Here is a 15212-nt window from a genome sequence, read left to right as displayed (position 1 = left end):
CAGTGCGGTGGTTCAGTGCGGTGGTTCAGTGCTCTTGGAAGCGCGGCCAGTCGCTGCCCGGAGCCATGTGGGAGTGCAAGGCGCCCTTCGCCGAGGCGAGGCTCGGGTAGGTGCCCGTCGCCGCATCCGATCCGACCATCGTGACCGTGTAGCCGTCTTCGTCGTGCCGGATGCTGCCGACGACGCCGTTGCGTCCGTAGGCGACCCAGAGGGCGAGAGTCTTGGTCGTGCTCATCGTCGAACTCCTTCTGCTGCTGCCGACAGTGCGTTCGCCGAAGGGGCCGCGCCCCTGTCGTCGGCACTGTTCGTGACGCTACGCCTGTGCCGCCGGGAAAGCCAGGGGTTGACAGGCGCTCGACATCAGCCGTGGAGCGCAGCGGCGATGAGCTCCAGGGTCTGCGCGCGACCGGTCGGGGCGTCCTTCGGCTCGGCGTCGTACGCACCGGCGACGGGGGAGAGCATGACCTCGTCGACACCGTATCGTTCGGCGAACGCGCGGACCTCGGCTGCGACGGTCTCACCCGTGCCGACGAACCAGCGCGAACGCGCGGCCTGCACGACCTCGTCGGTCGCGGCATCCGTCACGGCGGAGGCTGCCTGCTCCACAGTCTCGAGCGCCGCGAGGGGCTGGTTGAGACGCAGGCGTGCCATCATCCGCAGCTGCGGGAGCGCACGGGCCTCCGCCTCCTCCTGCGTGGGCGCGGCGACCGCGTTGACGGTGAGGAACGTGCGCGGCTCGGGGTGCTCCTCGCTCGGGCGGTAGCCGGTGCGGTAGAGGTCGAGCGCGCGCTCGAGGCCCTGCCCGGAGAAGTGGTTCGCGAAGACGTAGGGGAGCCCGTGCGAGGCGGCGAGCTGCGCGGAGTAGTCGCTCGACCCGAGCAGCCACACTTCGGGGGAACCGGTCGCGGCCGGCGTCGCGCGCACCGTGTACTCGCCGCCGGAGGTGAAGCGCAGTGCGGCGCCATCCGCAGACAAGAGCGCGGCGATGTCCTGCACATGACGGGGGAACTGCTCGACATCGCTCGTGGTGCCGGAACCGCGTAGCAGCTGCGTGATCACCGGGTCGCTGCCTGGAGCACGGCCGAGGCCCAGGTCGATGCGTCCGGGCGCGATGGCCTCGAGGGCGGCGAACTGCTCGGCGGCGATGAGAGGCGCGTGGTTGGGCAGCATCACTCCGCCCGAGCCGAGACGCAGGCGCGAGGTACGGGTGGCCGCGGCGGCGATCAGCACCGGGGGAGTGGTGGATGCCACCGAGGGCATGTTGTGGTGCTCGGCGAACCAGTAGCGGCGATAGCCGAGACGGTCGGCGACCTCCGCGAGGGTGAGCGAGGCGGCGATGGCCTCTGCACTGGTCTGGCCGGTGCGGACCGGAACGAGGTCGAGGACGGAGAGAGCTGTATCGGACATCCTCAACCACAACGCGCGCCTGCGTGGCTCCATTCCCCCGCTACCGTTGGGGCATGGAAGCAGGCATCTTCTACGTCCTCGTCGGGTCCGTCGCCATCGCCGCGTTCGCACGCTGGCGAGGGTGGCCGGCCCCGCTGCTGGTGACGATCGTGGCGCTCGCCGCATCCTTCCTGCCCTTCGTGCCCGACCTGGACATCGACGGGCACGTTCTGCTGAGTCTCGTGCTGCCGCCGCTGCTGTACTCGGCCGCACTCGATGTCTCGTTCGTCGGATTCAAGCGCAGCCTGCCGCAGATCCGTCGGCTCGGGATCTGGCTCGTGCTCATCACCGCCCTGGCCGTCGGCTTCGTCGCATGGTGGATCCTGCCGTCCCTCACGCTTCCGGGCGCGCTGCTCCTGGGCGCGATCGTGGCTCCGCCGGACGCGGTGTCCGCCGCCGCGATCGGTCGTCGACTCGGCCTGCCCCGACGCATCATGACCGTGCTCTCCGGTGAGAGCCTCATCAACGATGCGACCTCGCTCACCCTGTATCGGGTGTTCGCGGCGATCCTCGCCGGCGCGACACTGACCGTCTGGAACGGCATCTGGCAGTTCCTGGTGGCGGTCGGTGTCGGTGTGGCCGTCGGGCTCGTGTTCGGGATCGTCTTGCACCAGCTGCGCATGCGCATCAGCGATCCGGTCGTGATCGGCACGTTCGGTCTCCTCGCCCCGTTCGGGGCCTACGCGATCGCCGAACATCTGCTCGGATCGGGCGTCCTCGCCGTCGTGGCGATGGGGCTCTACGTCGGCTACAACTCGCCGCGCACCGACTACACCACCCGCCAGCAGGAGAAGCCGCTGTGGCTGTCGGCCGACCTGCTGCTGGAGAGTTTCGTGTTCGCGTACATCGGGCTGCAGTTCCCGCGCGTGCTCAGCGACCTGGGCAGCGAGTCGGTCGTGCAGATCCTGCTGCTCTCCGGAGCGGTGCTTCTCGTGGTCGTCATCGTGCGGCCGCTCTACATCTATCCGACCAGTGCGTGGGCGAACTTCCAGGACCGCCGCAAGCTCGAGCGCTGGGATCGCGGCGTCGAGTCCGGCGCGTTCGAGAAGAGGCAGCAGAAGTCGCGACGCTGGGGCAACTACACCGCCGACGAGCTGCGCAGTCAGATCGTGCGCGATCGGATGGCCGGACTCAAGCTCACCTGGAAGGACAGCGCCGTCATCTCCTGGGCGGGCATGCGCGGGGTCGTGACCCTGGCGATCGCGGTGGCGGCCGCCGACCTCGCGACCCTCGACACCGAGGCCTCGCACGCGATCGTCGTGGTGGCGTTCATCGTCACGGTCGGCACGCTGCTGCTGCAGGGGCTGACACTGCCGCTGCTCATCCGCAGCCTCGGCATCGCCAGCGATGTGGACGAGGAGGAGGATGAGGCGGCGCTCGCCGAGGTGCGCGCGAAGAGCCGTGAGGCCGGCAAGAAGTTCCTCGCCGAGAAGCGGCTCGAGTGGGAGACCAAGTACGGCGAGGTCGACCTCAGCGTGTTCGACGCCTTCACCAAGCGCATGACCCGGGTCGAGAAGGATACGGACGAGGCGCAGAAGGTCGAAGAAGCCGCGAGCCGACCGTCGTACGAAGACCTCGTCGCCCTGTCCCGCGGCTGGCTGCAGGTGCGCCGCGACATCCTCCTCGCCGAGCGCGATGCGGGCAACCTCGACGAAGAGGTGATGCGCGAGTTGATCGCCGCGATGGACGCCGAGGAGCTGGCGCTGGATACGCGGGGCGCCACCCGTCAGCAGAGCCGCGCCTGACCCCCGAACGCCAGAGCGCCTCGCCCCACGAGGGGACGAGGCGCTCTGGCGTTCAGCGGTGAGGTCAGCGGGCGCTGACCGGCTCCTTGTCTGAGGCGGCATCCGCTTCGGGAGCGTCGTCGTCTCCGGAGTCGTCGGCGAAGGGCAGGCCCTCGCGCGGCGCGTTGTAGAGCTCCTCGTTCAGGATGCCCTCGCGCTTGGCAACGATCGTCGGGATCAGCGCCTGACCTGCGACGTTCACAGCAGTGCGGCCCATGTCGAGGATCGGGTCGATCGCGAGCAGCAGTCCGACGCCCTCGAGCGGCAGGCCCAGGGTCGACAGGGTGAGCGTGAGCATGACGACGGCACCCGTGGTGCCTGCGGTGGCGGCCGAGCCGACGACCGAGACGATCACGATCAGCAGGTACTGCACGAAGTTCAGCTCGATGCCGAAGAACTGGGCGACGAAGATCGCGGCGATGGCCGGATAGATCGCGGCGCAGCCGTCCATCTTGGTGGTCGCGCCCAGCGGCACGGCGAACGAGGCGTACGAGCGGGGCACACCGAGGTTGCGCTCGGTCACCCGCTCGGTGAGCGGCAGGGTGCCGATCGAGGAGCGGCTGACGAAGGCCAGCTGCACGGCGGGCCAGACACCCGAGAAGTACTGCCTGATCGACAGGCCGTGCGTCTTCACCAGGATCGGGTAGACGACGAACAGCACGAGCGCGAGGCCGATGTACACCGCGGCGGCGAACCAGCCGAGGGAGGCGAGCTTCTCCCAGCCGTACTTGATGACGGCCGAGCCGATGAGGCCGAACGTGCCGAGCGGGGCGATGCGGATGATCCACCACAGCACGCGCTGGATGACCTTCAGCAGCGACTCGGTGAAGACGAGGAACGGCTCGGCCTTCTTGCCGGCCTTGAGAGCCGCGATGCCGACGACGGCCGCGACCACGATGACCTGCAGGATGTTGAAGCCGACGCTCGAGGAGAACGTGCCCTCCACCGCACCGGGCGAGGTGTTGACCGTGAGGCCGAGGAAGTTCTGCGGGATCAGGCCCAGCAGGAAGTTCCACCAGGTGCCCACGGTGTACGGGTCGCCGGGTTCGAGGCCCTCGCCGGCGCGGTTGCCGGGCTGGATCACGAGGCCGAGGACGATGCCGATGATCACGGCGATGAACGCGGTGATCGCGAACCACAGGATCGTCTGGCCGGCCAGGCGTGCGGCGTTCTGCACGCGGCGCAGGTTCGAGATGCTGGCGACGATGGCCGTGAAGATCAGGGGGACGACGGCGGCGCGCAGCAGCGTCACGTACGAGTTGCCGATGGTGTCGAGTGTCGCGGACAGCCCGGTCGGGTTCTCGGCGGTGGCGCCGAGCTGGCGGCCGATCAGTCCGGCGGCGATGCCGAGAACGAGGGCCGCGAGGATCTGGAAGCCGAACGAGGTCAGCAGCTTCCGGACCGGTCCGCGGGTATCAGGCGCTTTCTGGGCGCGTGCGGTGGTGCTCATGGGGGTGGGGACTCCAGAATCGCGGCGCGCCGAGTGCGCGCCATGAGGCTCAACGCTATGACTCCCTGAGAATTCCCTGGGTGGATATGACGAAGGATGACGCTCCGGGCCGGAATCCGTTCGGCGTGGCCGGCAGGCCTGTTCCGGTCGCACTTCCTGCCGCCTGAACGCGCCACGAGCGGCAGGAACTGCGACCGGAAACGGAGGTAGGGGCGGGATTCCCGGCTCAGCGCGGAGCGAGTACCAGCAGGTCGCCGACCTCGCAGTCGAGGGCCTCGCAGATCGCCCGCAGCGTCGAGTAGCGGATGGCGCGGGCGCGGTCGTTCTTCAGCACCGACAGGTTCACGATGCTCACCCCGACCGTGGCGCTCAGCTCGGTGAGCGTCATCCCCCGCTCGGCGAGCAGCTCGTCGAGTCGGCAGTGGATGCCGGTGAACTCGTCGTCGCTCTCGGCCGGGGTCACACCAGCCCCTCCGTGTCCTTCTCGAGAGCCGCCTTCTCCTTCTGCAGGCGTGCCCGGTCCTGATCGAGGCGCATCCCCTGGCGGAACACCGCGGCGAGGGCGAGGAGCCCGAGCGCACCGGCGAACGGCAGAGGGGAGACGTTGAGGGAGAAGTTCGGGTACCACTCGCTGTCCGGCGGGAACACCTCGCGCAGACCGGCGGTCGCTGCGATGGCGCCGAGGAGGTCGGTGGCCACCCCGAACACCAGGACGGCGATCGCCCCGACGGTGAGAGCGCGCGTCACGGTCTGTGAGAACGCGCGACCCCGCAGCGTCTGGAAGCAGATGACCATGAGCATCGCGGCAGGCGTCGTGGAGAATGCCAGCGAAGCGAGCTGCGCGGCACCCGCAAGCGCCCGGAGCCCGAGAGTGGCGTTGGTCACGGTGAAGTTCGTGATCGAACCGCCGCCGCATTGAAGGACCGCAGTGGTCACTTCATCCGCGTCGCTGCAGGGGAGGTCGGTGGGCCAAGGTGCCCGGAGTGACCCCGAGGCGATCTCCGCCCAATCGGTCGCGAACACCTTGAGGATGATGATGATCGCACCGACGGCCGACAGGATGACCCACCAGCCGGAGACGGTGAGTGCCGCGTCGATCGCGAGTGTGCGGCTCCCGCGACGTCGGCCGCGCCAGACGACGATGCCCACGATCACGGCGATGACCGCCAGTCCGATCCCGATCTGGGCGAGCGAGGTTCCGAGGTCTTCCGAACTGATTCCGAACATCAGACGAGTCCTTCCGTGTCGCGCTGCAGTCTGCGACCGATCTCGAACAGGCCTGCGACGAGCGCGAGCGCGAACGCCCAACCCACCGGCGCGAGGTCGAACTGCACGAGCAGCGTCCACAGCACGTCCTCGGCCCCGGGGCTCGCCGCGGTCAGATCCTGGACGATGATGGCCCTCCCGATCCCGCCAGCCAGCTGCCCGAAGAGGGAACCGGCGATCATCAGGCAGGCCGCGACGGCGAACAGCCACCCCAGCGATGCGCGGAACGGGCGAGACCGGATGAGGGAGACTCCCAGCCACCAGACTCCGGCACAGAGCGCGACCGTGGCGAGGGCCGGGAGGGTGGTCTCGAGGAGCAGCATCCACCGGGCGCCGGAGGACATCGCCGGCACGGTGACGAGCGCGGAGTCGACCGTCGCCGCGCTCACTCCGGCCACATCGTCGAGCGCGGTCAGCTCGACGTCGTGCACGGGCATCGACACGGTCGGCGCGGCACCGAACACTTCGAACGCGGCGGTGACGACCGCGACGACAGCCCCGATCGCGACGCTGACCGCACCGGTCGCGATGAGACCGAGGGCGATCCCGTCTGCGAGTGTGGGGCGTCCTTCTTTCGTGAGCATCGCTGCCTCCTGAAGTGGCGTCGTTATCGACAGTCGTTAACATAACGACAATCGATAAGCTCGTCAATCCTTCCGGTCGCAGTCCCTGCCGCCCCAGCGGCGGAAGGGCGGCAGGAAGTGCGACCGGAAGGAACGCCGGGTGCACCCGGGGCTGCTCTATGCCCACGGCGAACACGGGCATACGTGCTCCGCGCGGTGGTTACTCTCGATGTACAGGCGCAGAGAACGCCACAGGTGTCAGCGCTTCGCCCCGTGCGAATAAGGAGTCACAGCATGTTCGAGAGATTCACGGACCGAGCCCGTCGAGTGGTCGTCCTCGCCCAAGAAGAGGCGAAGATGCTCAACCACAACTACATCGGGACCGAGCACATTCTGCTCGGCCTCATCCACGAGGGTGAAGGCGTCGCCGCCAAGGCCCTCGAGAGCCTCGGCATCTCCCTCGACGCCGTGCGCGAGCAGGTGCAGGACATCATCGGCCAGGGTCAGCAGCAGCCGACCGGGCACATCCCGTTCACCCCGCGTGCCAAGAAGGTACTCGAGCTCAGCCTCCGCGAGGCCCTGCAGCTCGGCCACAACTACATCGGCACCGAGCACATCCTGCTCGGCCTCATCCGCGAGGGCGAGGGCGTCGCCGCCCAGGTGCTCGTCAAGCTCGGCGCCGACCTCAACAAGGTCCGCCAGCAGGTCATCCAGCTGCTCTCCGGTGCTCCCGGACGTGAGCCGGCCTCCGTCGGCGCACAGACCAACGACTCGCCGGCCGGCACCCAGGGTGGTTCCGCGGTGCTCGACCAGTTCGGTCGCAACCTCACCCAGGCCGCGCGCGACAACAAGCTCGACCCGGTGATCGGGCGCGAGAAGGAGGCGGAGCGGGTCATGCAGATCCTCTCCCGCCGTTCCAAGAACAACCCTGTCCTGATCGGCGAGCCCGGCGTCGGCAAGACCGCCGTCGTCGAGGGACTGGCCCAGGCGATCGTCAAGGGCGATGTCCCCGAAACGCTGAAGGACAAGCAGCTCTACTCGCTCGACCTCGGCTCGCTCATCGCCGGTTCCCGCTACCGCGGCGACTTCGAGGAGCGACTGAAGAAGGTCACCAAGGAGATCCGCACGCGCGGCGACATCATCGTCTTCATCGACGAGATCCACACCCTCGTGGGTGCGGGTGCCGCCGAGGGTGCGATCGACGCGGCCAGCATCCTGAAGCCGCTCCTCGCCCGTGGCGAGCTGCAGACGATCGGTGCCACCACGCTCGACGAGTACCGCAAGCACTTCGAGAAGGATGCCGCGCTCGAGCGCCGCTTCCAGCCGGTGCAGGTCAACGAGCCCACGCTGCCCCACGCGATCAACATCCTCAAGGGACTCCGCGACCGTTACGAGGCGCACCACAAGGTGCAGATCACCGACGGTGCCATCGTGGCCGCGGCGAACCTCGCCGACCGCTACGTCTCCGACCGGTTCCTCCCGGACAAGGCCATCGACCTGATCGACGAGGCCGGCGCACGTCTGCGTCTGTCGATCCTGTCGAGCCCGCCCGAGCTGCGCGAATTCGACGAGAAGATCGCCGCCGTGCGCGAGCAGAAGGAGATCGCCTCCGAGGAGCAGGACTTCGAGAAGGCGGCATCCCTCCGTGACGAGGAGAAGAGCCTGCTCGCCGAGCGTCTGCGTCTCGAGAAGCAGTGGCGTGCTGGCGACGTCGCGACCTCCGCGGTCGTCGACGAGGGCCTGATCGCCGAGGTGCTCGCACAGGCCACCGGCATCCCCGTCTTCAAGCTCACGGAAGAGGAGTCCAGCCGACTCGTCTTCATGGAGAAGGCCCTTCACCAGCGCGTCATCGGTCAGGAAGAGGCGATCGCCGCCCTCTCCAAGACGATCCGTCGCCAGCGTGCCGGTCTCAAGGACCCGAAGCGTCCTTCGGGCTCGTTCATCTTCGCCGGCCCCACGGGTGTCGGAAAGACCGAGCTCGCCAAGGCGCTCGCCGAGTTCCTGTTCGACGATGAGGCTGCGCTGATCTCGCTCGACATGAGCGAGTTCGGTGAGAAGCACACCGTCTCGCGTCTGTTCGGTGCCCCTCCCGGATTCGTCGGATTCGAAGAGGGTGGCCAGCTCACCGAGAAGGTGCGCCGCAAGCCGTTCAGCGTGGTGCTCTTCGACGAGATCGAGAAGGCCCACCCGGACATCTTCAACTCGCTGCTGCAGATCCTCGAAGAGGGGCGTCTCACCGACGGTCAGGGTCGGATCGTGGACTTCAAGAACACGGTCATCATCATGACCACCAACCTCGGTGCACGCGACATCGCGGGCGGTCCCGTCGGCTTCCAGATCGAGGGCAACGACTCGACCAGCTACGACCGCATGAAGGGCAAGGTGAACGAAGAGCTCAAGCGGCACTTCAAGCCCGAGTTCCTGAACCGTGTCGACGACATCATCGTGTTCCCGCAGCTGTCGAAGGAGGAGCTGGTGCAGATCGTGGATCTGTTCACCAAGCGCCTCGGCGAGCGTCTGCTGGACCGCGACATGACGATCGAGCTGTCGCAGGCCGCCAAGGAGCGTCTCATCGAGATCGGCTTCGACCCGGCTCTCGGCGCTCGACCGCTGCGTCGCGCGATGCAGCACGAGGTCGAGGACCGTCTGTCGGAGAAGATCCTGCACGGTGAGCTCAACTCCGGTGACCACGTGAAGGTCGACGCGAAGGACGGGCAGTTCCTGTTCGAGCACGGCCCGCGCGACGGCGGCCCCGTCGCGGTCGGCGTCAACACCGGCGGTGGCGCGATCTCCGGCACCCCCGACCTGGCGGTCGCCAGCGGGGAGTGACCTCGACGCACTCATGTGAAAGGGGCGGATGCCACGGCATCCGCCCCTTTCGCTGTGTCCGCCCCTTTCCTGTGTCCGCCCCCGTGCTGTTTTCCTGTGTCCGCCCCCGTGCTGTGCGCCCTCGAACCGTGCGAAACCCAGACCATGTGCACCCATCACGGCGTGCCGCCTTCCGACACGCGGCAGGTGCGACGTTCGGTCTGGGTTTTCGCTCACCGACACGCGGCTACGGGGATGCCGGGTCACGGGTTCTAGGCTTGTGGTGTGAGCGAGTACATCGTCCGGCCGGCGCGCAGCGCTGACATCGTCGGCATCCGCGCCCTGCTGCAGCCGCTCGTCGAGCAGCGCATCCTGCTCGGCAAAGATCTGGCGGTGCTGTACGGCGCCGTGCAGGAGTTCGTCGTGGCGGAGGCCGATGGGGTGCTGATCGGATGCGGCGCACTGCACGTGATCTGGGAAGACCTCGGTGAGGTGCGCACCCTGCTCGTACGGGACGACTGGCTGCACCACGGTGTCGGGCGAGCGATCGTCGACCGCTTGGAAGAGAACGCCAGAATGCTCGGTCTGAGCCGCCTGTTCTGCCTCACCTTCGAGGTGGAGTTCTTCGGGCGACGCGGCTACACGCCGATCGGCGAGCAGGTCGTCGATCCCGATGTCTACTCGCAGCTGTTGCGCAGCGGTGACGCGGGTGTCGAAGAGTTCCTCGACCTCGCCCACGTGAAGCCGAACACCCTCGGCAACACCCGCATGCTCAAGGTGCTGTGACCGTTTCGCCTCCGCCCGTGCCGTGGGGCCTCCCAGGCTGAGGGCGCGGGATCATTTAGCCTGGAGTCATGCCCCGTCGCTCTGCCGCCGTCTATCGTCGTCGGCGACTGGTCGTCATCGTCGGACTCATCCTGGCGGTCGCCGCGATCGGTATCGGTGCCTGGTTGCTGATCGCGCGCCCGTGGGCCGCAGCCGACTCGGCGTCGACCCCGCGGCCGACACCGTCAGCGTCCCCCTCGTCTTCCGCCACCTCGTCTGCCGACGGGCAGTCGCCGTCGCCTGGCCCCTCTGCCGAGCAGACTCCCGCGATCGCGGCCTGCGAGGCGGCGGACATCGAGGTCACGGCCGTGACCGACTCCGACTCGTATGCGGCCGGTGCGATGCCGAAGCTCTCGATCTCACTGACGAACAAGGGCACCAAGGACTGCACCATCGACGTGGGATCGACCACCCAGGTCTTCACGATCTCCAGTGGCGCCGATGTCTGGTGGCGTTCGACCGACTGCCAGGAGAACCCGAGCAGCATGATCGCGACGCTCACGGCGGGCACCACCGTCACGAGCAAGGACCCGGTCACCTGGGATCGCACGCGCTCGAGCGTCGAGACCTGCGCGCAGGAGAATCGACAACGCGCACCGGGCGGGGGTGCCTCGTACCACGTCGAAGTCTCGATCGGCGGCTTCACGAGCCCGGCGAGTGCGCAGATCCTGCTCTACTGAGCGCGCCGAATCTGACCCCCTGAGTTCGAAGCGATCTCGGTGGGCGTCATCGAAAACCGTCGTGAATCGGCGAACATCGCACGAAATGCGCCGATCTCGTCGGCCTTCCGTGCGCGATGCTGACATCCATGAGTCTTTGGGATACCATAGAAGCGACTCTCCGCATTAGCGGCACCAAGCCATCCCCAGTGGCGTCGAACTACAGCGTCCCCAGCGCTTCGACACCGCCGCCCGAGAGTCCGAGGGCCCTCTCGAGTACCCCAGTCCCCAATGTGGGACTCGAGAGGGCCCCAATCGTCTCCACGGTCGAATCGGCTCTCTGCGCGTCGCACCGTGAATAAGCTGGACACATGGCAGCGAAGAAGGCGAAGTCCGCGAAGAACAAGCCCGCACCCGAGGACTTCCGGTCGGATGCTCTGGCACAGGCGCTCGAGAAGCAGGATGTCGCCGCGGTCGCTCTCGCCCTCCGTCACGGCACCACGGTCGTGCCGCTGATCAAGCCCGGGGCGCGTGACAACCCGCTCGACAGCAGTGAGGTGTGGACCTACCGCGACCCGAAGACCGGTGACCTCGCGCTGCTGCTGTTCAGCGACGCCAAGAACAAGCCGGCCAACCTGCCACCCGGGGTCGGCATCTACAGTGCGGACTGGCTGCGGAAGTTCCTGGCGGCGCACCCGATCACCACGGTCTTCCTCGACATCGCGGGTCCTCACCCCATGCAGGCGGACCCCGCAGAGCTCCTCAAGGCGCTCGACGCCTGAGCCCGCGTCTTCGGCCGAGGCGGTTCCGGTCAGAACGGCGGGATGTCACGGTCGGAACGGCGTGACGTGTTGCGCGCCCGCACATCACCGAGTGCGGCGCGGAGGGTCTTCGAGCGATCGTCGACCACCTGTTCGTAGCCGAGGCGTGCAGCCTCGGAGCGCCGCTGTGCCGCCTGGGTGACGGGACGGATCTCGCCCGCGAGGCTGAGCTCGCCCACCGCCGCGACAGTGCGCGGCACCGAGATCTGCTGGATGGAACCGGCCACCGCGATCGCGATCGCGAGGTCGGCCGCCGGTTCGGTGAAGCGCACGCCGCCGACGGTCGATACGTACACGTCGAGGCTGCCGGTGGGCACTCCTGCACGGCGTTCGAGGATCGCCAGCACCATCGCGACCCTCGACGAATCGAGGCCGTGAACGATGCGGCGAGGATTCGGCGCGTTGCTGGGAACCGTCAGCGCCTGCACCTCGACCGGCAGGGCACGCCGTCCTTCGAGCGAGATCGCGACGCAGGTTCCCGGCTCGGTGGCGCCCTGCGAGAGGAAGAGCCCGGAAGGGTCGGGCACCTCGGCGATACCGTCTCCGGTCATCTCGAAGCAGCCGACCTCGTCGGTCGGGCCGAAGCGGTTCTTGAGCGCGCGGACGAAACGCAGCGAGGTCTGCCGGTCGCCCTCGAAGTGGCATACGACGTCGACCAGGTGCTCGAGCACCCGAGGACCGGCGACCTGACCGTCTTTCGTGACGTGCCCGACGATGATGATCGGCAGGTCGCGATCCTTCGCGATGCGGATCAGCGTGGCGGCGACCTCGCGCACCTGGCTCGGCTGCCCGGCGGCACCGTCGATCAGCGACGACGAGACCGTCTGCACCGAGTCGACGATCACGAGCTGCGGCTTCACCTCGTCGATGTGGCCGAGGATCGTCGCGAGGTCGGTCTCGCTGGCGAGATACAGCTCGTCGTGCAGTGCGCCAGTGCGCTCGGCCCGCAGGCGCACCTGGCCCGGGGACTCCTCGGCACTCGCGTAGAGCACACGGCGGCCGCCGCGCGCGGCTTGGGCGGCGACCTCGAGCAGCAGGGTCGACTTGCCGACACCCGGCTCTCCGCTGAGCAGGATCGCTGCTCCGGGCACGATGCCCCCGCCGAGCACGCGGTCGAACTCGCCGACGCCGCTCGAACGGCGCGGAGCATCGTGCGTGGTGATCTGGGTGATCGGCCGGGCGGCGCGATCGGCGGTCGGCGCGACGGGCCCGACCCGACGGAGGATGCCGGTCTGCGCGGCCTGCTCCTGCACCGTTCCCCACTGCTGGCATTCCCCGCAGCGGCCCACCCACTTCGCGGTCGTCCACCCGCATTCCGTGCACACGTACGCGGGAGGAGCGGGTTTCCGGGTGGCCATGCCCCCAGGCTATCGCCGGCATCGGACATCCCTATCGGCCAGGTGTTTATTCACGGCCGTACCTCTCGGCAAACTCGCAGCGTCGCGGGATACTGGGTTCATGGCCAACGGCGGGCCCGTCTGCGGGCCGATCTCGAGCTACTCCCGGGTGCAGATCCTGCACTTGCTCTTCGAAGCGGGAAGCTCGACGACCCGCGCCGAGCTCTCGATCACCGAGTTGTGCGAGGCCACGGGCTTGCACCCCAACACGGTCCGCGAGCATCTGCAGCGTCTGATCGAGGGGGGCTACGTGATCCCGACGATCGAGCACCGCACCACGAGGGGGCGGCCGCGCACGCTGTACAGCGCCGCCACCGGGACGCCCGGGGCATCCAGTCCGGTGGCCCGTGACAAGGCCAAGGCCGCTGCCCGCCGCGGAGACCTCATGCGCAGCATGCTCCCCGAGGCGACGGCATCCGATCTCGGCCGCGAAGCCACCTATCAGCTCGACGCGCTCGTGGAGCACCTCGAGGAGAGCGGCTTCGAGCCCGTCCTCGACGACCGGCGGCTGACGGTCGACCTCAGCCCGTGTCCGCATGCGGCGGGTCGCTCGGAAGACCGTCCGATGCTGTGCCGGGTGCACCTCGAACTCATGCAAGGCGTCCTGAACGAGGCGGGCGGACCACTCGAAGCCGAGTGCGTGCGCGATGCCGTCCTCGCATCGGAGTGCACCGTGCAGCTGCGCGACACCACCGCGCCGCTGATCGAGGGAACGGAGCAGCTGCGTCACAGCACGAAGCAGCGGCACCACAGAACAGGAGTCGTGCATGGAATGGCTTGATCCGCTCGCTCTGGCCCGATGGCAATTCGGGCTGACGACCGTCTACCACTACCTCTTCGTGCCGCTGACGATCGGCATGGCGCTGGTCTCCGCGATCTTCCAGACCGCGTGGGTGCGCACCGGCAAGGTGCAGTACCTGCACCTGACCCGCTTCTTCGGCAAGATCTTCCTGATCAACTTCGCGATGGGTGTCGTCACCGGCATCGTGCAGGAGTTCCAGTTCGGCATGAACTGGTCGGACTACTCCCGCTTCGTCGGCGACGTGTTCGGCGCTCCGCTCGCGTTCGAGGGCCTGCTGGCCTTCTTCTTCGAGGCGACCTTCATCGGATTGTGGATCTTCGGGTGGGACAAGCTCCCGCAGAAACTGCACCTCGCCACGATCTGGTGCGTCTCGATCGGCAGCATCCTGTCGGCGTACTTCATCATCGCCGCCAACGCGTTCATGCAGAACCCGGTCGGTTACACGTTCAACGAGGCGACCAACCGCGCCGAGCTGACCGACTTCTGGGCGCTGCTGACCAACCCGGTCGCGCTCGCCGCGTTCCCGCACACGATCTTCGGTGCGTTCATGTTCGCCGCGGGTGTCGTCATCTCGGTCTCGGCCTGGCACCTGTCCCGCGGCCAGCACTTCGACACCATGCGCATCTCGCTCAAGTTCGGGCTGTGGGCCATGATCGTCTCGACCGCGGGCGTCGTGCTCACGGGCGACCAGCTCGGACTCGCGATGTACGCCGCGCAGCCGATGAAGATGGCCGCAGCCGAGGCGACCTTCAACACGGTGTGCGGTCCGGACGCCTCGTTCAGCATCTTCACGCTCGGCACACCCGACGGCAGCTCCGAGCTGTTCTCGATCCGCGTGCCGTACCTGCTCTCGCTGCTGTCGACCCACACTCTCGACGCCTGTGTGCACGGCATCAACGATCTGAACGCCGAGTACGCCCAGACCTATGCCTCCACCGGTCTGACCGACTTCGCCCCGGTCCTGTGGATCACCTACTGGGCGTTCCGCTGGATGATCGGTCTGGGCATCGCCGCCGCGCTCGTCGCCGTCGTCGGTCTGTGGCTCACCCGCAAGGGCGCCAAGAAGCCCCCGGCTCCCTGGATGTGGAAGCTCGCGATCTGGTCGTTCCCGCTCGCGCTGGCCGCCAACATCATGGGCTGGGTCTTCACCGAGATGGGAAGACAACCCTGGATCGTGTTCGGGCTGATGACGACGCAGGACGGGGTCTCGCCGGGTGTCAGCGGGCTCGAGGTGCTGATATCGCTCATCGCTTTCACGGCGATCTATGCGGCGCTCGCCGTCGTCGAGATCCGCCTCATCATCCGGGCTGCCCAGAAGGGGCCCGACACCGAAGAGAAGCCGCATGACGAGACGGCCCAGCTGCCGTCGGTCGTCTACTGAGAGGGAGGAG

The 15212-nt window shown here is 67.8% G+C and carries 14 protein-coding genes; 7 read left to right on the top strand and 7 right to left on the bottom strand.

Annotation, left to right across the window (positions count from 1 at the left end; all coding sequences use genetic code 11):
• Positions 1-25 precede the first annotated feature (25 nt).
• Both ACIQLD_RS09140 and ACIQLD_RS09135 read right to left on the bottom strand, forming a co-directional pair.
• Positions 26-235 (bottom strand): hypothetical protein, encoded by a 210-nt coding sequence (locus ACIQLD_RS09140; RefSeq protein WP_017829430.1) that lies wholly within the window; start codon positions 233-235, stop codon positions 26-28.
• Between the two features lie 125 nt (positions 236-360).
• Entirely contained in the window at positions 361-1407 is a 1047-nt protein-coding gene (locus ACIQLD_RS09135) for an LLM class flavin-dependent oxidoreductase (RefSeq protein ID WP_402607568.1), read from the bottom strand.
• 53 nt (positions 1408-1460) lie between these two features.
• On the opposite strand from ACIQLD_RS09135, the gene ACIQLD_RS09130 reads away from it, so the two are divergent.
• Entirely contained in the window at positions 1461-3191 is a 1731-nt protein-coding gene (locus ACIQLD_RS09130) for a cation:proton antiporter (protein WP_402607565.1), read from the top strand.
• 64 nt (positions 3192-3255) lie between these two features.
• On the opposite strand, the gene ACIQLD_RS09125 is transcribed toward ACIQLD_RS09130, so the two are convergent.
• The 4 genes from ACIQLD_RS09125 to ACIQLD_RS09110 form a co-directional block, all read right to left on the bottom strand.
• Positions 3256-4680 (bottom strand): dicarboxylate/amino acid:cation symporter, encoded by a 1425-nt coding sequence (locus tag ACIQLD_RS09125; protein WP_402607562.1) that lies wholly within the window; start codon positions 4678-4680, stop codon positions 3256-3258.
• A 226-nt stretch (positions 4681-4906) separates the two neighbouring features.
• Positions 4907-5143: a helix-turn-helix domain-containing protein gene (locus ACIQLD_RS09120; RefSeq protein WP_387178713.1), complete on the bottom strand. Its 237-nt coding sequence runs from the start codon at positions 5141-5143 to the stop codon at positions 4907-4909.
• The gene (locus ACIQLD_RS09115; protein WP_402607559.1) at positions 5140-5907 is read right to left on the bottom strand and encodes a hypothetical protein; all 768 of its coding nucleotides are present in this window, start codon (positions 5905-5907) and stop codon (positions 5140-5142) included. The genes ACIQLD_RS09120 and ACIQLD_RS09115 overlap by 4 nt, the downstream gene beginning before the upstream one ends.
• A complete protein-coding gene (locus tag ACIQLD_RS09110) occupies positions 5907-6530 on the bottom strand; it encodes a hypothetical protein (RefSeq protein ID WP_402607557.1) in 624 nt (207 codons plus the stop codon). The genes ACIQLD_RS09115 and ACIQLD_RS09110 overlap by 1 nt, the downstream gene beginning before the upstream one ends.
• Before the next feature lie 273 nt (positions 6531-6803).
• Here ACIQLD_RS09110 and ACIQLD_RS09105 point away from each other — a divergent pair, with 273 nt between their 5' ends.
• The 4 genes from ACIQLD_RS09105 to ACIQLD_RS09090 all read left to right on the top strand — a co-directional run bounded on the left by ACIQLD_RS09105 (position 6804) and on the right by ACIQLD_RS09090 (position 11583).
• Positions 6804-9338: an ATP-dependent Clp protease ATP-binding subunit gene (locus ACIQLD_RS09105; RefSeq protein WP_402607554.1), complete on the top strand. Its 2535-nt coding sequence runs from the start codon at positions 6804-6806 to the stop codon at positions 9336-9338.
• 264 nt (positions 9339-9602) lie between these two features.
• Positions 9603-10103: an amino-acid N-acetyltransferase gene (locus tag ACIQLD_RS09100; RefSeq protein WP_402607551.1), complete on the top strand. Its 501-nt coding sequence runs from the start codon at positions 9603-9605 to the stop codon at positions 10101-10103.
• A gap of 68 nt (positions 10104-10171) precedes the next feature.
• Positions 10172-10822, top strand: coding sequence for a hypothetical protein (locus ACIQLD_RS09095; protein ID WP_402607548.1), 651 nt, complete (start codon positions 10172-10174; stop codon positions 10820-10822).
• Positions 10823-11172: 350 nt separating this feature from the next.
• Positions 11173-11583: a dehydrogenase gene (locus tag ACIQLD_RS09090; protein WP_402607545.1), complete on the top strand. Its 411-nt coding sequence runs from the start codon at positions 11173-11175 to the stop codon at positions 11581-11583.
• A gap of 29 nt (positions 11584-11612) precedes the next feature.
• Here ACIQLD_RS09090 and radA read toward each other — a convergent pair whose 3' ends face one another.
• A complete protein-coding gene (gene radA, locus ACIQLD_RS09085; RefSeq protein WP_402607543.1) occupies positions 11613-12980 on the bottom strand; it encodes a DNA repair protein RadA in 1368 nt (455 codons plus the stop codon).
• Between the two features lie 100 nt (positions 12981-13080).
• Between radA and ACIQLD_RS09080 the strand changes: the two genes are divergently transcribed.
• Both ACIQLD_RS09080 and ACIQLD_RS09075 read left to right on the top strand, forming a co-directional pair.
• A complete protein-coding gene (locus ACIQLD_RS09080; RefSeq protein ID WP_402607540.1) occupies positions 13081-13800 on the top strand; it encodes a helix-turn-helix transcriptional regulator in 720 nt (239 codons plus the stop codon).
• Entirely contained in the window at positions 13787-15202 is a 1416-nt protein-coding gene (locus ACIQLD_RS09075; protein ID WP_402607537.1) for a cytochrome ubiquinol oxidase subunit I, read from the top strand. The genes ACIQLD_RS09080 and ACIQLD_RS09075 overlap by 14 nt, the downstream gene beginning before the upstream one ends.
• The last annotated feature ends 10 nt before the right edge of the window (positions 15203-15212 follow it).

Origin of the sequence: Microbacterium sp. NPDC091662 (assembly GCF_044756705.1) — a bacterium.
Classification (GTDB): domain Bacteria; phylum Actinomycetota; class Actinomycetes; order Actinomycetales; family Microbacteriaceae; genus Microbacterium.
The sequence above is the reverse complement of the archived record's forward strand: the minus strand, read 5'-3'. Positions and strand labels throughout refer to the sequence as shown.